Annotated in this window: 15 protein-coding genes; 6 read left to right on the top strand and 9 right to left on the bottom strand. The window is 55.2% G+C overall.

Annotation, left to right across the window (positions count from 1 at the left end):
- The first annotated feature begins 39 nt into the window (after positions 1 to 39).
- On the top strand, positions 40 to 558 hold the full coding sequence (fabA, locus tag GUC22_RS17315) for a bifunctional 3-hydroxydecanoyl-ACP dehydratase/trans-2-decenoyl-ACP isomerase (RefSeq protein ID WP_004131011.1): 519 nt from the start codon (positions 40 to 42) through the stop codon (positions 556 to 558).
- Between the two features lie 65 nt (positions 559 to 623).
- On the opposite strand, the gene rmf is transcribed toward fabA, so the two are convergent.
- The 6 genes from rmf to rlmKL all read right to left on the bottom strand — a co-directional run bounded on the left by rmf (position 624) and on the right by rlmKL (position 8,546).
- Entirely contained in the window at positions 624 to 791 is a 168-nt protein-coding gene (gene rmf, locus GUC22_RS17320) for a ribosome modulation factor (RefSeq protein WP_004871568.1), read from the bottom strand.
- 256 nt (positions 792 to 1,047) lie between these two features.
- Complete coding sequence (gene pqiC, locus GUC22_RS17325; RefSeq protein ID WP_004871569.1) at positions 1,048 to 1,611, bottom strand: membrane integrity-associated transporter subunit PqiC; 564 nt, start codon at positions 1,609 to 1,611, stop codon at positions 1,048 to 1,050.
- The gene (gene pqiB / locus GUC22_RS17330) at positions 1,611 to 3,248 is read right to left on the bottom strand and encodes an intermembrane transport protein PqiB (RefSeq protein ID WP_004871571.1); all 1,638 of its coding nucleotides are present in this window, start codon (positions 3,246 to 3,248) and stop codon (positions 1,611 to 1,613) included. The genes pqiC and pqiB overlap by 1 nt, the downstream gene beginning before the upstream one ends.
- Positions 3,238 to 4,506 (bottom strand): membrane integrity-associated transporter subunit PqiA, encoded by a 1,269-nt coding sequence (gene pqiA, locus GUC22_RS17335; protein WP_049130858.1) that lies wholly within the window; start codon positions 4,504 to 4,506, stop codon positions 3,238 to 3,240. Before pqiA ends, pqiB begins: the two co-directional genes overlap by 11 nt.
- A gap of 14 nt (positions 4,507 to 4,520) precedes the next feature.
- On the bottom strand, positions 4,521 to 6,428 hold the full coding sequence (locus GUC22_RS17340; protein ID WP_024360058.1) for an ABC transporter ATP-binding protein: 1,908 nt from the start codon (positions 6,426 to 6,428) through the stop codon (positions 4,521 to 4,523).
- 12 nt (positions 6,429 to 6,440) lie between these two features.
- On the bottom strand, positions 6,441 to 8,546 hold the full coding sequence (gene rlmKL / locus GUC22_RS17345; protein ID WP_004871577.1) for a bifunctional 23S rRNA (guanine(2069)-N(7))-methyltransferase RlmK/23S rRNA (guanine(2445)-N(2))-methyltransferase RlmL: 2,106 nt from the start codon (positions 8,544 to 8,546) through the stop codon (positions 6,441 to 6,443).
- Positions 8,547 to 8,644: 98 nt separating this feature from the next.
- Between rlmKL and GUC22_RS17350 the strand changes: the two genes are divergently transcribed.
- Entirely contained in the window at positions 8,645 to 9,754 is a 1,110-nt protein-coding gene (locus GUC22_RS17350; protein WP_024360059.1) for a YcbX family protein, read from the top strand.
- Here GUC22_RS17350 and zapC read toward each other — a convergent pair.
- Together zapC and pyrD are read right to left on the bottom strand one after the other, a co-directional pair.
- Complete coding sequence (zapC, locus tag GUC22_RS17355) at positions 9,751 to 10,293, bottom strand: cell division protein ZapC (RefSeq protein WP_004130998.1); 543 nt, start codon at positions 10,291 to 10,293, stop codon at positions 9,751 to 9,753. The two genes, GUC22_RS17350 and zapC, sit on opposite strands and share 4 nt — an antisense overlap.
- 168 nt (positions 10,294 to 10,461) lie before the next feature.
- Positions 10,462 to 11,472: a quinone-dependent dihydroorotate dehydrogenase gene (gene pyrD, locus GUC22_RS17360; RefSeq protein ID WP_004130996.1), complete on the bottom strand. Its 1,011-nt coding sequence runs from the start codon at positions 11,470 to 11,472 to the stop codon at positions 10,462 to 10,464.
- A gap of 248 nt (positions 11,473 to 11,720) precedes the next feature.
- On the opposite strand from pyrD, the gene ssuE reads away from it, so the two are divergent.
- The 3 genes from ssuE to ssuB are packed head-to-tail and all read left to right on the top strand — an operon-like array spanning position 11,721 to position 13,914.
- The gene (ssuE, locus tag GUC22_RS17365) at positions 11,721 to 12,296 is read left to right on the top strand and encodes an NADPH-dependent FMN reductase (RefSeq protein WP_049087512.1); all 576 of its coding nucleotides are present in this window, start codon (positions 11,721 to 11,723) and stop codon (positions 12,294 to 12,296) included.
- Between the two features lie 56 nt (positions 12,297 to 12,352).
- The gene (gene ssuC, locus GUC22_RS17370) at positions 12,353 to 13,144 is read left to right on the top strand and encodes an aliphatic sulfonate ABC transporter permease SsuC (protein ID WP_004130990.1); all 792 of its coding nucleotides are present in this window, start codon (positions 12,353 to 12,355) and stop codon (positions 13,142 to 13,144) included.
- Positions 13,141 to 13,914 (top strand): aliphatic sulfonates ABC transporter ATP-binding protein, encoded by a 774-nt coding sequence (gene ssuB / locus GUC22_RS17375; protein ID WP_049087513.1) that lies wholly within the window; start codon positions 13,141 to 13,143, stop codon positions 13,912 to 13,914. Before ssuC ends, ssuB begins: the two co-directional genes overlap by 4 nt.
- A gap of 66 nt (positions 13,915 to 13,980) precedes the next feature.
- Here ssuB and pepN read toward each other — a convergent pair whose 3' ends face one another.
- Positions 13,981 to 16,596 (bottom strand): aminopeptidase N, encoded by a 2,616-nt coding sequence (pepN, locus tag GUC22_RS17380; RefSeq protein ID WP_160183667.1) that lies wholly within the window; start codon positions 16,594 to 16,596, stop codon positions 13,981 to 13,983.
- Positions 16,597 to 16,924: 328 nt separating this feature from the next.
- Here pepN and pncB point away from each other — a divergent pair, with 328 nt between their 5' ends.
- Positions 16,925 to 18,127, top strand: a complete 1,203-nt coding sequence (gene pncB, locus GUC22_RS17385) for a nicotinate phosphoribosyltransferase (protein WP_004871590.1) — start codon at positions 16,925 to 16,927, stop codon at positions 18,125 to 18,127.
- The last annotated feature ends 232 nt before the right edge of the window (positions 18,128 to 18,359 follow it).

The raw sequence follows: 18,359 nt of genomic DNA on the forward strand, positions 1-18,359 counted from the left end.
ATCCTGCGTCCCGAACTCAAAATAAGGCTTACTGAAAACATGGTAGATAAACGCGAATCCTATACGAAAGAAGACCTTCTTGCCTCTGGTCGTGGTGAACTATTTGGTGCGAAAGGCCCACAGCTGCCGGCGCCAAGTATGCTGATGATGGACCGCGTCATCAAAATGAGCGAAACCGGTGGTAACTATGACAAGGGTTATGTTGAGGCAGAACTCGATATTAACCCGGACCTGTGGTTCTTCGGTTGCCATTTTATTGGTGACCCGGTAATGCCGGGCTGCCTGGGTCTGGATGCCATGTGGCAGCTGGTTGGCTTCTACCTGGGCTGGTTAGGCGGCGAAGGTAAAGGGCGTGCATTAGGCGTCGGTGAAGTTAAACTCACCGGCCAGATACTGCCAACGGCGAAGAAAGTGACCTACCGTATTCATTTCAAACGCGTGATAAACCGTCGTTTGATTATGGGCCTGGCGGATGGCGAAGTGCTGGTTGACGGGCGTCTGATTTACACCGCGACCGACCTGAAAGTGGGCCTGTTCCAGGACACTTCCGCATTCTGATAAGCGGTGACGCGTTAGAAAAGGCGAAGCCCCCGCGCAGCGGAGGCTTCTTTTTAAAGAGACAGTCAGGCAGTTTGTACCCTGTCCTCCATGGCTTCTCGCCAGCCTCCTAGCCAATAAGACCTTTGGTTTAAGGTCTGGTAAGGACACATTTCCTTCGACCTTCCGGTAATACCGGCCTGGTACCCACGCTGATGTGCCCGTTCCAGGCGATCTCGTTTTTGTCTCTTCATGCCTCGTTTCCCTCATTCTTTGATCTGGTGGAAAAGAAAACAATGGTCACTTAATACGCAACCACGGTTAACGAATACCGCGAATCAGGGATAGCGTCAATGCGCAAAATTCACGCCATTGTCATATTTGTGAGCTACAAGAAAGTTCGTTTGTACAAAAACTGTGAACCAGCACAAGTAACAATCTGATGAGACAAACAAAAAAGCCGCTGCGATTTTCGTTCTCGCAGCGGCTTTTTACTCTTATGAATTTTACTTATGGCAGGCGGTTTAGCTCGCTGGCAATTGCGGTTGCTTCCTGAGTCCAGGCCTGAGCTAAGGTTTTCACCATCGCGTCGTAGCCATCCTCTTGCTGCTTAAGCTCAATATGGAACGGCCGCTTGATCAGCTGCCCCTGATGCTTCAACAGCCACTCGCCGCTGACGATTACCCGGCCATCGTAACGACCGTGAAAACCACTAACGGAGACGTTCAGCGTATCCTGCTCGCTACCCAGTGGTTGAGAAGCGACAACCCATCCCGGTAGCTGGTTGCTAAGGTTCGCCACCAGCGTCGTTCTCAGCTGTTGATCGAGCGGGCTAGCCCACAGATTGTTGTTGGCAATCACATACTGGACATCGGTGGTCTGATAAACCACCCCGTTACCGGCCAGATAATCTGGAATGCTCACCTGCTCGACCCACAGCAAATTTTTGCTTTGGTGGGCGGCGCTTTGCGCGCCTCCCTGCGCCACCGGAAGCTGATAGTAAGTTTTACTGTCGCCGCCGCTGCTGCATGCCGTCAGCGCGCAAACCGCCGCCGCTATTAGCCATTTCTTCATTATTTCGCTCCCTTCGGCTGCGGATCTTTTTTATCCTTCGCCTCAAATACCAGCGCATTGCTCTTATCATTGAGCGTTTTCAGTACCGGCTGCAGTTCACGAAGAACCTGATCGAGACGCTGCATATCCGCAACCATCTTATTGTATGCCGCCGATCCCGGCTGGAAGCCCTGCATACTACGATTAAGTTCACGCAACGTATTCTGCATATCGCCCGGTAGCTGCTGCATCGACTGACTTGACGTTATCTTGTTCAGACTATCCAGCGTCGCCTGTACGTGCTGCATCGTTTTTTCACTTTGCGCCAGCGTACTGGTTGCCTGCTCCAGCAGCGGGTTAATGGGCAGATTATTAATCTTATCCAGCGCGTCCATCAGGCGCTGCTGAATCTGCGCCAGGCCACCGCTCACGGTTGGAATAATCGGATAACCGCCAAACTCCTGGAACTTGCCGCGCGCTGGCGCTTTCGGGTAGAAGTCGAGATCGATATACAGCGCCCCGGTGACCAGGTTACCGGTTTTAAGTGAACCACGCAGTCCACGGTTCATCAGATCATCGATATGCTTACGAATGTCAGGATCGGCGCCTAATTGATTGATCAGGCGTTCAGGCTCAATCCGCACTTCGACCGGAATACGATAGTCGTCGTTTAAGTTCTGCTTCAGGCCAGGAATAAAGAACGGTACTTTACCCACGGTCCCAAGGCGGATACCGCGGAACTCAACCGGCGCGCCGGGCTGCAGACCGCGAATCGAATCTTTAAAGAACATTACGTAGTCAATATGCTGAGTAAACACCGAATCCTGAATGCTGCGCTGATCGTCAAACAGATGATATTCGGTTTTATTCGCCACCGGCTCACCTAGCGGCAGCCCTTCGGGAATATCAAAGCTGACGCCGCCGCCAAACAGGGTCGACAGCGATCCCATTTCAACGCGCATACCCGCAGCGGTTAGATCTACCGCAATACCGCTATCCTTCCAGAAGCGCACGTTATTGGTTACCAGCCGATCGTTAGGCGCGCTGATAAACAGTTGATAAGTAATGTTCCGTTTTTGCGCATCGAAGGTGCTGGTTTCTACTGAACCTACGCGATAGCCGCGGAAAAGCACCGGATCGCCGGGAGAAAGCTGACCCGCTTTACTGCTTTCCAGCAGGATACGAATACCTTTTGCATCAGGGGATGCCAACGGCGGTGAATCCAACAGCGGGTACTGCGCCGGGACAGAACCTTTGGTACCCGGCTGCAGTTCGATATAGGCGCCGGATAGCAACGTCCCCAGACCGCTAATCCCTTCACGACCTACCTGCGGTTTAACCACCCAAAATACCGAATCCTGGTGCAGCAGTTTTTCCATGCCTGAATTCAACCGGGCTTTAACTTCCACGTGGGTCAGGTCATCCGTCAGCGTTGCGCTTTCAATCACGCCGACATCAACGCTGCGGCTTTTGATCCGGGTTTTCCCCCCTTCAATTCCCTCTGCGTTAGTCGTAATCAGGGTCACTTCCGGCCCCTGGTGACTATAGTGATAAAAAAGAATCCAGGCGCCAATGAGCGCCGTTACTATCGGGAAGATCCACACCGGTGACCAGTTTTTCACCTTTTGCACCTTCGCTTCTCCGCTCTTATTTTCCATGCTGCAGTCTTTCCTCACGGCTTGAATCTGGCTCACGATCCCACAATAAACGAGGGTCAAACGTCATGGCCGAAAACATTGTCATTACTACGACCAGCGCAAACATCACTGCTCCTATCGCCGGATAGATATTCATTAATCCACCAATGCGTACCAGAGCGGAGAGGACTGCGATAACAAACACATCAATCATTGACCAGCGGCCAACAAACTCGACGACTTCATAGATCAGATGCATGCGCTCCGAGTCGCGCTCTCCCTTGCCGCTGGCGTTCCAGCATAGCCAGCCAATGGCAATCATCTTTAACGTCGGCACCATAATACTGGCGATAAATATCACCATAGCGACCGGATACGATCCTTCACTCCACAGCAGGATCACCCCCGCCATAATAGTTGAGGGCATTTTATCGCCCAGCAGGTCGGTAATCATGATCGGCAAAATATTGGCGGGCATGTAGAGGAGCAACGAAGTCACCAGCAGCGCCAGCGTCCACTGCAGGCTGTTTTTACGCCGGGCGGTTCCCCTGGTACGGCAGCGCGGACAAACGGCCTCATCCATAGGCAATACCGCCGTGCAGCATGAACACGAGCGTAGCCCCTGACGTAGACCGGAAACGCCGACTTTTAGCGGCTGTTTAATCGGCGGCATTGGCGCAATGTCATCCCATAACCAGCGGCGATCCACGCACTGGAACGTCCGCAGCTGTAACAGGCAGAACATACACCAGGGAATAAAACTCAGGCCAATGCCAATATCGCCGTAGGCCATCAGCTTAACGAAGCTGACCAGTACCCCGGCGAGGAAGATCTCCGCCATCCCCCAGGTTTTAAGGTGAAACAGGATCCGCGCCAGGAAGGCTTTCAGTCCGGAAGGCATGCCCACCCGGTTGACCAGCAGCAGTATCGTGACCAGGCAGAAAGCCGGCACCAGCTGTACGAACAGTAAAAAGAAAGTCCCGAGGCTGGCGTAATCCTCGGTAAACAGCACATTTGGAATTTCCAGTAGCTCAATTTCGCTGCTGATCCCCCCAACCTTCATATAGATGAAGGGGAAAAGATTGGCCAGCAGCAGCATGAACAACGCGACCAGCGCGTAGGCTGTGGGACGCTGCCGGGGCGCGTCCCATGACGTTGTTAATGTCGTTCCGCAACGCGGACACGTAGCTTTCTGGCGATGCTCCAGCTGCGGCAAAGCCACCAGCAGATCACATTGTCGACACAGGATATGCCGCGCAGCATGATGATGATCGCACATGAAAACTCCTCAGCTTATGCGCCGTTTTTTAATCCTTCGAGATATTCCCAGCGTTCGAAGGCGGTTTCCAGCGCCTGCTCCGCTTCACTCAGCTGCGCAAGCACCTGCTGCGTATGGTCATGCGATTGCCCAAAGAAAGAAGGGTCGGCAACCTGCTCCTGCAACTTCTGCAGCTGGGCTTCCAGCTCTTCCAGTTTCTGCGGCAGCTGCTCCAGCTCGCGCTGCAGGTTATAGCTTAGTTTGCTGGCAGCGCGTTTGACACTTTCTGCTTTCGGTTGAGCAACTTCAACAGACTTTTTAGAAACCGACTGCTTTTTCGCCAGATACTGGGCCTGCTGACCGCGGGCGTCATGATAGCCGCCGACGTATTGACCAATTTGTCCCGCGCCTTCGAAGATCCAACACTCCGTAACCGTGTTATCAACAAACTGACGGTCGTGGCTCACCAGCATCACGGTTCCCTGATAGCCGTCAACCAGCTCTTCCAGCAGTTCCAGGGTTTCGACATCCAGATCGTTTGTCGGTTCATCGAGAATCAACAGGTTGCTGGGCTTGAGGAACAGACGCGCCAGCAGCAGACGGTTACGCTCACCGCCCGACAGCGCGCGCACCGGCGTCATCGCGCGTTTTGGATGGAACATAAAGTCCTGCAGATAGCCCAGGACGTGGCGCGGCTTGCCGTTCACCATCACTTCCTGTTTACCTTCCGCGAGGTTATCCATCACCGTTTTATCCGGATCAAGTTCCGCGCGGTGCTGGTCGAAGTAAGCGACCTCCAGCTTGGTACCCACGTGAATGCGTCCGCTATCCGCCTGCAGCTGACCAAGCATCAGCTTCAGCAGCGTGGTTTTCCCGCAGCCGTTGGGGCCAATCAACGCAATTTTGTCGCCGCGCTGGATTTGGGCGGTGAAATCTTTCACCAGCACCTTGCCATCAACCTGGTAGTTGACGTTCTCCATTTCGAACACGATCTTGCCCGAACGCGCGGCCTCTTCGACCTGCATCTTCGCGCTGCCCATCACTTCACGGCGCTCACCGCGCTCGCGACGCATGGCTTTTAACGCCCGTACGCGCCCTTCGTTACGGGTACGACGCGCTTTGATCCCCTGGCGGATCCACACTTCTTCCTGCGCCAGCTTGCGATCGAACTCCGCGTTCTGCAATTCTTCCACGCGCAGCGCTTCTTCTTTATCCAACAGATACTGATCGTAGTTACCTGGATAGGTCACCAGCTTGCCGCGATCGAGATCGACGATTCGCGTCGCCATATTGCGGATAAAGGAACGGTCGTGCGAAATAAAAATAATGGTGCCTTTGAACATCTTCAGGAAACCTTCCAGCCAGTCGATAGTTTCAATATCGAGGTGGTTGGTCGGCTCATCGAGCAGCAGCACGCGCGGCCCGCTGACCAGCGCGCGGCCAAGGGCCGCTTTACGCAGCCAGCCGCCGGAAAGCGAGGAGAGCTCGGCGTTAGGATCGAGATTGAGCTGTTCCAGCACTTCATTAATGCGGCTATCGAGCTGCCACAGGCCTAAATTATCCAGCTGCTCCTGCAGACGCGCCAGTTCGTTCAGATTCTTATCACTCGGATCGGTCATCACCAGCTGCGAAACATCGTGATAACCCTTGAGGTAAGCCGCTTGTTCCGCAATCCCTTCGGCCACAAAGTCGTAAACGGTGCCGGTAACATTACGCGGCGGATCCTGCTGTAAACGTGCCACAACCAGATCCAGTTCATAGATAATGCGCCCGTCATCGAGACCCTGTTCACGATTGAGGATCTTCATCAGGGTCGATTTACCCGCACCGTTGCGTCCAACCAGGCAGACGCGTTCGTTATCTTCGATATGCAGTTCAGCATTATCCAGCAGCGGCGCATCGCTGAAAGAGAGCCAGGCGCCGTGCATACTAATTAAAGACATTCTTTATTCCTTTCAGGCTGCGGTAATCAGCCAGCAGTTGTGAATCTGACGGTTACGGGCAAAATCCTGAGACAGCGTTTTTTGCGTGATCTCCTGCGCCTTCAGGCCCAGCTGCGCCAGCCCGTCATGATCCATACGGAAACCGCGTTTGTTGTTCGAGAACATAATCGTGCCGCCTTTACGCAGCAGACGTTTTAAATCGGTCATCAGACGCAAATGGTCGCGCTGAACGTCAAACGCATCATCCATACGCTTGGAGTTGGAGAAGGTTGGCGGATCGATAAAGATCAGGTCGAACTGTTCGGTCGTCTCACGCAGCCAGCCCAGCACATCGGCCTGCATCAGGCGATGCGCGCGGCCGGTTAAGCCATTGAGGCGCAGGTTACGTTCAGCCCATTCAAGATAGGTACGGGACATATCGACCGTCGTCGTGGAGCGCGCGCCGCCAAGGCCGGCGTGAACGCTGGCGCTGCCGGTGTAGGAGAACAGGTTGAGGAAGTCTTTGCCTTTGCTCATCTGCCCCAGCATGCGGCGAGCGATACGGTGGTCGAGGAACAGGCCGGTATCCAGGTAATCGGTCAGGTTGACCCACAGACGCGCATTATACTCCTGCACCTCAATGAATTCGCCTTTCTCGCCCATTTTCTGATACTGGTTTTTACCTTTCTGCCGCTCGCGGGTTTTCAGCACCAGCTTGTTCGGCGCAATCCCCAGTACCGCAATGGTGGCGGCAATAATATCAAATAAGCGCTGGCGGGCTTTATGCGCGTCAACGGTTTTCGGCGGCGCGTACTCCTGCACCACCACCCAATCGGCGTAGCGGTCGATGGCGACGTTATACTCCGGGAGGTCGGCATCATACAGGCGATAGCATTCAATACCTTCCTGACGCGCCCACTTCTCGTATTTTTTCAGGTTCTTGCGCAGGCGGTTGGCGAAATCTTCCGCCAGCATCGCGGTTTTGCCGCCTTCGTTTTCTGCAAGATGGTAGTTCTTCTGGACGCAGTCGAGCGGGCCATTTTTCGCTTTAAACTGTTTATCAGCACGAAGCTGCAGGCAGCTCAGCAGATCCGGCGAGGCGCTAAACAGCGACAGGTTCCAGCCGCCAAACTGGTTCTTCATAATCCGCCCCAGCAGGCTATGCAGGGCAATCAGCGCCGGTTCACTCTCCAGACGCTCGCCGTACGGCGGGTTGCTTATAACCGTGCCGTATGGGCCCTTCGGCAGCGGATTGCTCAACTGGGCGACATCTTTCACTTCGAAGGTAATCAGTTCGCCAATACCGGCGCGGCGGGCGTTACGCTGCGCGCGTTCGATAACGCGGGCGTCAACGTCGGAACCGTAAAAGCGCGACTCATACGCCGCCAGTCCCTGACGGGCGCGGGTTTGCGCTTCGGCTTTCACTTCTTTCCAGATAGCATCGTCATGCTGCGCCCAGCCGCCAAAACCCCAATGACCGCGGTGTAAACCCGGCGCACGATCGGTGGCCAGCATCGCCGCTTCAATCAGCAGCGTACCGGATCCGCACATCGGATCGAGCAGCGGCGTACCCGTGGCCCAGCCGGAACGCATCACTATCGCCGCGGCCAGGTTTTCTTTGATTGGCGCCATGCCGGTCCCGTCGCGGTAGCCGCGCAGGTGCAGGCCCTCGCCGCTGAGATCCAGGGAAATATGCGCGGTCTCTTTATTTAGCCAGACGTTAATACGCAGATCGGGGTTTTCGCGATCGACGTTGGGACGCGGCAGGTTCTTACGCGTAAAGCTGTCGACGATGGCGTCTTTAACCTTCAACGCCCCGTACTGGCTGTTACGAATCTCTTCGTTCAGCCCGCTAAAGTGCACGGCAAAAGTGGCATCCTGGCTGAAAATCTCGGTCCATGGAATAGCCTGTACGCCAAGATACAGATCCAGGTCGCTGTAGACGCTGCACTGCCCCAGCGGCAGCATAATCCGCGAAGCCAGCCGGCTCCACATCAGGCTTTGATACAGCAACCGCGTATCTCCCTGAAAATGGACCCCGCCCTGGACCAACTGGCAGTCCATCGCGCCCAGTCCTTCCAGTTCAGTTTTTAACAGCTCTTCCAGCCCACGAGCCGTACTGGCAAACAGAGAATTCATATCGTCACTTTTACTAAAAGAAAATTGGTGCGCATTATAGCCAATATGCGCCCCATGTCATAAAGTTAAAGGCTTATTTTTAAAGCCAGGGGCAGCGTATGGTCACCCTTTCGCGTCTTTTTATTCATCCCGTCAAATCAATGCGGGGAATTGGCCTGAGCCACGCTTATGCAGACATCAGCGGGCTGGCCTTCGATCGTATATTTATGGTGACGGAAACCGATGGCACCTTCATCACCGCCCGTCAGTTTCCGCAAATGGTCAAGTTTATTCCGGCGCCACTCCATGATGGTCTGCATCTGACCGCGCCGGACGGCAGCAGCGCGGTGGTCCGCTTCAGCGATTTCTCGACGCAGCAGGAGCCTACCGAAGTCTGGGGCAACCACTTTACCGCCCTGATTGCCCCGTCCGCGGTCAACCAGTGGCTAAGCGGGTTCTTTAACCGCAACGTTCAGCTCCGCTGGCTGGGGCCGCAGCTTAGCCGCAGGGTGCAACGCCACGATGCCGTTCCCCTCTCCTTCGCCGACGGTTTTCCCTATCTGCTGGCCAATGAGGCTTCACTACGCGATTTGCAAAAACGTTGTCCGGCCAGCGTAAGCATAGAACAGTTTCGCCCGAATCTTCTGGTGACCGGCGCGGCCGCCTGGGAGGAGGATACGTGGAAAGTGGTACGCATTGGCGAGGTCGTTTTTGATGTCGCTAAACCGTGCAGCCGCTGCGTATTGACCACCGTCAGCCCGGAGCGCGGGCAAAAGCATCCTGCCGGCGAGCCCTTAAGCACGCTGCAGCGTTTCCGCACGGCGCTGGACAACGGCGATGTCGATTTCGGCCAGAACCTGATCGCGCGAAACAGCGGCGTAATCCGCGTTGGCGATGAGTTAGAAGTACTGGCCCGCGGCCCGGCGAAGGCCTACGGCGCAGGCGATAGTGACGATACGCCGGCACCTGAAGCGCAGCAGAACGCGACGGTGGAAATAGCGTGGCAGGGAGTGAGTTTTACCGGTAATAATCAGCAAATCCTGCTGGAGCAGCTGGAACAACAGGGAATTCGCATTCCTTACTCCTGTCGGGCAGGAATCTGCGGCAGCTGCCGCATCCGGCTGGAAGAAGGGGAAGTCAGCGCGCTGAAGAAAAACGCGGTAGCCGCCGATGGCACGATTCTGTGCTGTAGCTGCGTACCGAAAACCGCGGTGAGGCTGGCGCCTTAAACCGCCTGGCCCAGGCTGTAGCTGGCGACGCCTGGCGCTGGCTGCAGTCTGTCATTCATAATTTTAATCACGTCGCCCAGCTGCATCACGCGCCCGGCAAGCGTCAATCCGGGCTGCGCTAACAGGCATAGCGCGGCGTTTTCGCCGGGTTCAACCACCAGCAGATTGACCTGCTGGCCAGTATCGCTGAGCCATGCGCTGGCGGCATCGCCAACGCCGGGCTGCCAGCTTTCTTCATGAGTATTGAAGTGCCAGCTTTTCGGCATTTGCGGTTTGAGAAAACGAATGGCGACCAGCGCATTAAGTACTAATTCTGCGCGCTGTTCTTTTGTTAATTCGAGGTCGCGGCATTTTTCTTCAAATGAAAAATAGAGCGCAGCGTCATCAACGCAAAATCCGGAAGGCGCGAAGGCGTCGGGCGTCAACATCCGTCGGGCAAAACGCGACCTGAATAACATGCCATTGGCCAGATCGAGCATCATACGGTCATGCTCTTCATCGTAATACCAGCGCCAGTTATCGTCAGGTTTGATCCGCATTTCTACCCCCGTCCTCTTCCACTTCCATCTGTAATAAACAGGTAAACTGCTACAGAATATTTCCAAAATTAAGAAAAGACTAAAATGTTTAAATAAGCAACAATGAAGGAATATAAAACAACCAGGGCTATAAATAAAGCCCTGGTGAAGTATCAGAAGGGGAAAAGATTAGATATGGGTAACAATTTCTTTAATCAGCGGCGGACCTTTAAAAATAAATCCGGAATAAATCTGCACCAGCGTCGCTCCGGCGGCTATCTTTTCCCGGGCGGCAATCACCGAGTCAATACCGCCGACTCCGATAATGGGCAGACGGCCATTTAATTCCGCAGACAGCATACGGATAATTTCCGTACTCTTTAGCTGCAACGGACGTCCGCTAAGCCCACCGGTTTCATCACAATGTTTCATCCCCTGTACCAGCGATCGATCCAAAGTTGTATTGGTGGCAATCACGCCATCTATATTATGCCGGACTAAACTGTCCGCCACCTGGATCAATTCTTCGACGGAAAGATCCGGGGCGATCTTCACGGCCACAGGAACATATTTCTGATGCTTCTCTTGTAGCTCACGTTGCTTATTTTTAATACCAGAGAGCAAATCATCCAGCGCGTCTCCGTATTGTAAAGTACGCAAGCCTGGGGTATTCGGCGAAGAGATATTAATGGCGATATAGCCGGCATAAGCATAGATTTTTTCCATACAAATCAGATAATCATCTTTGCCTTGTTCTACCGGGGTATCTTTATTCTTGCCAATATTAATCCCCAGAATGCCGTCAAAATGCGCCTTTTTTACGTTCTCAACGAGGTTATCAACACCGTGGTTATTAAAGCCCATGCGGTTGATCAACCCTTCAGCATCGACCAGGCGGAAGATCCTTGGCTTATCGTTGCCCGGCTGCGGGCGTGGGGTCACGGTGCCAATTTCAATGGAACCAAAACCCATCGCGCCGAGCGCATCAATGCACTCGCCGTTTTTATCCAGCCCGGCGGCCAGGCCCAGCGGGTTCTTAAATGTGAGTCCCATACAGGTCACCGGTTTTGTCGGCACCTTCTGGCGAACCAACATTTCCAGTGGGGTACCCGAAACACGGCGTAATTGTTGAAAAGTGACTTCATGAGCGCGCTCAGGATCGAGCTGAAAAAGGGCTTTACGAACGAAGGGGTAGTACATGAACTCTCCTGGATTCCCGGTGTGCAAACCGGGGGCGTATTATGTGCGATCCACCCCGGAAAGGGAATTGACCTACGACAAAAAATCTTACCTCCGACGCAAACGTTTACTTTCGCCCCTTCCGTTATGCACTTTCTGACAATCCAACGCCGGATAAATCATTTAGGGAAATAAAAGCGCTCTGTCACACTGCAGCTAAATGTTATCAATTATAGATAAATGCGAATATTTAGTTATAAGGAGTGAGTATGCGAGTCATCACACTTGCGGGCAGCCCGCGTTACCCTTCCCGCTCCAGCGCGCTTCTGGAATACGCCAGAGAGACGCTCTCCGCGGCGGATATTGAAGTCTGCCACTGGCACCTGCAGAATTTTGCCCCGGAAGACCTGCTTTACGCTCGCTTTGATAACCCCGCCCTCCATGCGCTGAATGAACAGCTTGCCGGCGCCGATGGGCTGATCATCGCGACCCCCGTCTATAAAGCCTCTTTTTCCGGTGCGTTAAAGACGCTTCTGGACCTGCTGCCGGAACGCGCGCTGGAGGGAAAAATCGTTCTGCCGCTGGCTACCGGCGGAACCATCGCCCATATGCTGGCGGTGGATTACGCCTTAAAACCGGTACTCAACGCGCTGAAAGCCCAGGAGATCCTGCACGGCGTTTTTGCTGATGATAGTCAGGTCACGGATTATCAGCATAAACCGCAATTTACCCCGAATCTGCAGGGTCGCCTCGACCAGGCGCTGGAAACCTTCTGGCAAGCTCTGCATCGTCCCAGCAGCCGCGCGCCGGCGCTGAAAAATTTACAGCGGGTTGCGCATGTTTAAAAACCCGCGTTGATGCCCCTATCCAGGCAAAACGGTCAAGAATAAAGGAACACTTTATGGCGACGCTTTCGCAAAAATTCCTGATCCGCGTAGCCCCCTGGCTTTTGCCGGTCGGCAGCGTGATCGTCTGGCAATTCGCCTCCTCCGTCGGTTGGCTATCGACCCGTATTTTACCGTCGCCGGAAGGAGTGCTAAAAGCCTTCTGGACGCTCTCCGCCAGCGGCGAGCTCTGGCAGCATCTGGCTATCAGCTCATGGCGGGCGCTAATTGGTTTTAGCATCGGCGGTTCTATTGGCCTGGTTCTCGGGCTGATTAGCGGCCTGTCGCGCTGGGGCGAACGCCTGCTGGATACCTCCATTCAGATGCTGCGCAACGTGCCGCACCTCGCGCTGATTCCGCTGGTGATTTTATGGTTCGGCATCGATGAGAGCGCCAAAATCTTCCTCGTGGCGCTGGGCACCATGTTCCCGATTTATATCAACACCTGGCACGGTATTCGAAATATTGACCGGGGACTGGTCGAGATGGCCCGCAGCTACGGCTTATCGGGTTTTGCTCTCTTCCGCCACGTGATCCTGCCCGGCGCCCTGCCCTCCATTATGGTCGGCATCCGTTTTGCGCTCGGCCTGATGTGGTTAACGCTAATCGTGGCCGAAACCATCTCGGCTAACGCCGGTATCGGCTATCTGGCGATGAACGCCCGCGAATTTCTGCAGACCGATGTCGTGGTCGTCGCCATTATTCTTTACGCTATTCTCGGCAAACTGGCCGACTTCAGCGCCCAGCTGCTTGAACGCGTCTGGCTGCGCTGGAATCCGGCCTATCACCTTCAGGAGGCCAACGCATGACCACCGCGCGTCTTAATCCGGGGATCCCGCTGCTGCTTAACGGCGTAAGCAAACGTTACGGCAGCAAGACGATTCTGAATGAACTCGATCTTCATATTCCCACCGGGCAATTCGTCGCGGTGGTCGGGCGCAGCGGCGGCGGTAAAAGCACCCTGCTGCGTCTGCTGGCCGGGCTGGAAAAACCCAATGCCGGACAGCTGCTGGCGGGTTCGACCCCGCTGGCGCAAATCCAGGACGATACCCGGATGATGTTTCAGGATTCCCGCCTGCTGCCGTGGAAAACGGTGATCGATAATGTCGGCCTCGGGCTGAAAGGCCAGTGGCGCGAGGCCGCGCTCAGGGCGCTGGCGAGCGTCGGCCTTGAAGACCGCGCCGGTGAATGGCCCGCAGCGCTTTCCGGCGGGCAAAAGCAGCGCGTGGCGCTGGCTCGCGCGTTAATTCATCGCCCCGGATTATTACTGCTTGATGAACCGCTGGGCGCGCTGGACGCGCTCACTCGCCTCGAGATGCAGGATCTGATTGTCTCGCTGTGGCAGGAACATGGATTTACCGTCCTGCTGGTCACCCACGACGTCAGCGAGGCGGTGGCGATGGCCGATCGCGTTTTGCTGATTGAAGAGGGGAAGATAGGGCTGGATCTGCTGGTGGACATTCCACGTCCGCGGCGCACGGGTTCGGCGAAGCTGGGCGAACTGGAAGCGGAAGTTTTGAATCGGGTAATGCAGCGCGGCCAGAACGAGTCTGCGCCGCGCTTAGCCAGACACGGCTGAACCGCCGTCGTTTTTATAACATCCGGCCACAGCGCAGCTGCGCCATGGCCGGAAATCACATCACTGTTACGCCAGCGCTTTGCTGATTTTCTCGAACAGATCCCCGGAAAGATTCTCCAGACCTTTCAGCTGCTCCAGCGCCCCGCGCATCAGCGCCTGACGCTTCTCGTCGTAGCGCTTCAGGCGAATCAGCGGTTCAATGAGACGCGAAGCAACCTGCGGGTTGCGGCTGTTCAGTTCAGTCAGCATCTCGACCAGGAACTGATAACCGCTACCGTCTTCGGCGTGGAACGCCGCCGGGTTGCTGCCGGCAAAGGCGCCGATCAGGGAACGGACGCGGTTCGGGTTACCCATGCTGAACGAGCGATGATTCAACAGGCCGCGAACCGTCTCCAGGGCGTTATCCGCCGGGCTGGTGGACTGCAGGATAAACCATTTATCCATGACCAGACCGTCCTGGTGCCATTTGTCGTCATACTCCTGCATCAGCGCATCACGGCACGGCAGCTGGGCCGCTACGGCCGCCGTCAGCGCCGCCAGCGAGTCGGTCATATTGTCCGCTTGATGATACTGCGCGCTAACCAGTTTATCCGCCAGTCCGGCATCGCCAAACGCCAGGTAGCGCAGGCAGGTGTTACGCAGAGAACGCTTGCCGATATCGGCATGCTCAACGCGGTAGCTGTCGAGCTTATTGGCGTTGTAAACCGCCAGGAACTCGTCCGCCAGCTCTTTCGCCAGCGTGCGGGTCAGCGCTTCGCGCACCGCGGCGATGGCGATCGGATCGATAATCGCAAACAGCTCCGCCATTTCATTTGCCGAAGGCAGGGTCAGGATCTCCGCCGCCAGCGCCGGATCGATCTTCTCATCCAGCAGAATCGCACGGAACGCATCGGCTACGTGGATCGGCAGCGACAGCGGCTGCCCCTGCTGGTGACGGTTGACGTTGAGTTTGATATAGGTCGCCAGCAGGCTCTGCGCCGCGTCCCAGCGGGAGAAATCATTCCGCGCGTGGCGCATCAGGAAGGTCAGTTGCTGATCGCTCCATTTGTACTCCAGCTTCACCGGCGCGGAAAACTCGCAAAGCAGCGCCGGGACCGGCTGGAAGTAGACGTTGTCGAAAACAAAAGTCTGCTCCGCCTGGGTCACGTTCAGTACGTGATGCACCGGATGGCCGCCCTTCTGCAGAGGGATCACTTTGCCTTCGTTATCGTACAGCTCGATATCGAATGGGATATGCAGCGGCAGCTTCTCCGCCTGTTCTGACGTCGGCGGCGTGCGCTGGCTGATGGTCAGGGTGTACTGCTCCGTTTCCGGATTGTAGTCGTCATGGACGGTGACAATCGGCGTACCGGACTGGCTATACCAGCGGCGGAAATGGGACAAATCGACGTTGGAAGCGTCTTCCATCGCCTGGACAAAATCATCGCAGGTCGCGGCGCTACCGTAGTGGCGTTCAAAATAGAGCTGCATTCCTTTCTGGAAATTCTCTTCGCCCAGCAGGGTATGCAGCATGCGGATCACTTCCGCGCCCTTCTCATACACCGTCAGGGTGTAGAAGTTGTTCATTTCAATCACGCTGTCCGGGCGAATCGGATGCGCCATCGGGCTGGCGTCTTCGGCGAACTGCAGGCCGCGCATGGTACGTACGTTATTGATGCGGTTGACCGCGCGAGAGCCGAGATCGGAGCTGAACTCCTGATCGCGGAAAACGGTCAGACCCTCTTTCAGGCTAAGCTGGAACCAGTCGCGGCAGGTGACGCGGTTGCCGGTCCAGTTATGGAAATATTCGTGACCAATGACGCGTTCGATATCCAGATAGTCTTTATCGGTCGCGGTATCGGTACGCGCCAGCACGTATTTGGAGTTAAAGACGTTAAGCCCTTTGTTCTCCATGGCGCCCATATTGAAGAAGTCGACGGCGACAATCATATAAATGTCGAGGTCGTACTCGAGACCAAAGCGGGTTTCGTCCCACTTCATTGAATTTTGCAGCGAGGTCATCGCCCATGGCGCGCGGTCAAGATTGCCGCGGTCAACGTACAGCTCCAGCGCGACTTCACGCCCCGAACGCGTTTTGAAGGTATCGCGCAGGACGTCGAAATCGCCGGCCACCAGCGCAAACAGGTAGCACGGTTTCGGGAACGGATCCTGCCACTGGATCCAGTGGCGGCCGTTTTCCAGCTCGCCCTGGGCCACGCGGTTACCGTTGGAGAGCAGGAACGGGTATTTTGCTTTATCGGCGATGATTTTGGTGGTGAAGCGCGCCAGAACGTCCGGGCGGTCCAGATACCAGGTAATATGGCGGAAGCCTTCCGCTTCGCACTGGGTACACAGCGCTTCGCCGGACTGATACAGTCCTTCCAGCGCGGTATTCGCCGCGGGGCTGATTTCGTTGACGATGGTCAGGGTGAAATGTTCCGGTAAACCGCTAATGACCAGTTGGTTATTTTCTTCCTTGTAGTCGCTCCACGGTTGGCCGTTAACCTGCAGAGAGACCAGCGTCAGGTCTTCGCCATCCAGACGCAATGGCACATCAGACGTAGCCGCCTGGCGGGAGACCTTGCTCTCAGCCGTCACTACGGTTTTCGCGGCATCCAGGTCAAAGGTCAAATCGATATCGCTAATCAGATACTCCGGCGCACGATAGTCGTGGCGGTATTTGGCTTGGGGCTGTTGTGTCATAAAAAACCTTTAGCGTGTCCTGTAAAGTGTCGACTCAGTCTATTCCTGTTGCGCAAATCTCGCTATGCAGAATCTTCATCTTTTCAATGCTAAACATGAAAATTGCTACATTTTGATAACACAAGAGGCACGAAATGCGCTCGACCAGGCGCAAAGCTTGTGGTGTGATGCGTGTTCAATATATTAAACTAGGCCTCGCAAATGACCGTCAGCGTCGCCATCAGCCGTCGCCGCGGGACAGAGTCGGGTATTACAGGTATACTCCGCCTCCTTTTTACCGCTTTGGTTTTGATGGAAACGCTCCAGTGAGAGGATGCTACTGCGCACCATGACCCAATTCACTTCTCCTGTACTGCACTCGTTGCTTGATACGGATGCCTATAAGCTGCACATGCAGCAGGCTGTCTTCCACCGCTACAATGATGTACAGGTTGCGGCGGAGTTCCGCTGCCGTGGGGATGATTTGCTCGGCATCTACGCCGATGCGATTCGCGAGCAGGTTGAGACGATGCGCGACCTGAGGCTACAGGACGATGAATATCACTGGTTGTCGAGCCTGCCCTTCTTTGCGCCAGACTATCTTGAGTGGCTACGCGGCTTCCGCTACGACCCGCGCCAGGTTACCGTCATTAATGACAACGGCAAGCTGAATATCCGCCTTTCCGGGCCCTGGCTTGAAGTCATTATGTGGGAAGTCCCGCTGCTGGCGGTGATAAGCGAGTTGGTGCATCACTATCGCTCGCCGGAAATCAGCGTCAATCTCGCGCTGGACACGCTCGAGCATAAGCTAACTGACTTTAACCGCCTCACGGCTGATATCGATATGTCGGGCTTCCGCCTGATGGATTTCGGTACCCGCCGCCGCTTCTCGCGCGAGGTGCAGCAGGCCATTGTTCAGCGTCTTCAGCAGGAACCCTGGTTCACCGGCACCAGCAATTACGATCTGGCGCGTCGTCTGAATCTGACGCCGATGGGAACCCAGGCGCACGAATGGTTCCAGGCGCATCAACAGATCAGCCCGAACCTGGCAAGCAGCCAGCGCGCGGCCCTCGCGGCCTGGCTGGAAGAGTATCCCGATCGGTTGGGGATTGCCCTGACCGACTGCATTACGATGGATGCTTTCCTGCGCGATTTCGGACCGGAATTCGCAACCCGTTATCAGGGGCTGCGCCACGACTCCGGAGACCCGGTCGAATGGGGCGAGAAGGCTATCGCCCACTACAAAAAGCTGGGCATCGACCCGCTGAGCAAAGTGCTGGTATTTTCCGATAATCTCGACCTGACAAAAGCGCTTGATCTCTATCGCCACTTCTCCTCGCGGGTGAATCTGAGCTTCGGTATCGGTACGCGTTTAACCTGCGATATTCCCCAGGTGAAGCCGCTGAATATTGTTATCAAGCTGGTGGAGTGCAACGGTAAGCCTGTCGCCAAACTTTCTGACAGCCCGGGTAAAACAATTTGCCACGACAAAGCGTTCGTCCGCGCTCTGCGCAAAGCCTTCGATCTGCCGCCGGTTAAAAAAGCCAGCTAGGTCATGTCATATAAAGACAAAATGCGTCCGCCAAAACGGACGCATTTTTATTAGCCTCCACTTATCATCCCGAGACTTTATCAAGCGTTAAGAATCCCGTTCGCCCTGCATGGGATAATCACTATGAACGAATCCCTCTTAATATCAGGCTCTCCCGCAGCAAAGAAGGCGATCTCCTTATTTATTTCCTAAAAGCCCCCTTTCTTGTGCGAAATCTACTTGTCTGATGGAA

It is taken from the genome of Klebsiella sp. MPUS7, from assembly GCF_009905335.1.
Taxonomy (GTDB): Bacteria; Pseudomonadota; Gammaproteobacteria; order Enterobacterales; family Enterobacteriaceae; genus Klebsiella; species Klebsiella grimontii.

Excerpts from the sequence above, each read along its gene's own strand:
- ssuE (WP_049087512.1), top strand. The coding sequence starts at position 11,721 with ATGCGAGTCATCACACTTGCGGGCAGCCCGCGTTACCCTTCCCGCTCC.
- GUC22_RS17350 (WP_024360059.1), top strand. The coding sequence starts at position 8,645 with ATGGTCACCCTTTCGCGTCTTTTTATTCATCCCGTCAAATCAATGCGG.
- pqiA (WP_049130858.1), bottom strand. The coding sequence starts at position 4,506 with ATGTGCGATCATCATCATGCTGCGCGGCATATCCTGTGTCGACAATGT.
- pqiC (WP_004871569.1), bottom strand. The coding sequence starts at position 1,611 with ATGAAGAAATGGCTAATAGCGGCGGCGGTTTGCGCGCTGACGGCATGC.
- pncB (WP_004871590.1), top strand. The coding sequence starts at position 16,925 with ATGACCCAATTCACTTCTCCTGTACTGCACTCGTTGCTTGATACGGAT.
- zapC (WP_004130998.1), bottom strand. The coding sequence starts at position 10,293 with ATGCGGATCAAACCTGACGATAACTGGCGCTGGTATTACGATGAAGAG.
- fabA (WP_004131011.1), top strand. The coding sequence starts at position 40 with ATGGTAGATAAACGCGAATCCTATACGAAAGAAGACCTTCTTGCCTCT.
- rlmKL (WP_004871577.1), bottom strand. The coding sequence starts at position 8,546 with ATGAATTCTCTGTTTGCCAGTACGGCTCGTGGGCTGGAAGAGCTGTTA.
- GUC22_RS17340 (WP_024360058.1), bottom strand. The coding sequence starts at position 6,428 with ATGTCTTTAATTAGTATGCACGGCGCCTGGCTCTCTTTCAGCGATGCG.
- rmf (WP_004871568.1), bottom strand. The coding sequence starts at position 791 with ATGAAGAGACAAAAACGAGATCGCCTGGAACGGGCACATCAGCGTGGG.
- pepN (WP_160183667.1), bottom strand. The coding sequence starts at position 16,596 with ATGACACAACAGCCCCAAGCCAAATACCGCCACGACTATCGTGCGCCG.
- ssuC (WP_004130990.1), top strand. The coding sequence starts at position 12,353 with ATGGCGACGCTTTCGCAAAAATTCCTGATCCGCGTAGCCCCCTGGCTT.
- pqiB (WP_004871571.1), bottom strand. The coding sequence starts at position 3,248 with ATGGAAAATAAGAGCGGAGAAGCGAAGGTGCAAAAGGTGAAAAACTGG.
- ssuB (WP_049087513.1), top strand. The coding sequence starts at position 13,141 with ATGACCACCGCGCGTCTTAATCCGGGGATCCCGCTGCTGCTTAACGGC.
- pyrD (WP_004130996.1), bottom strand. The coding sequence starts at position 11,472 with ATGTACTACCCCTTCGTTCGTAAAGCCCTTTTTCAGCTCGATCCTGAG.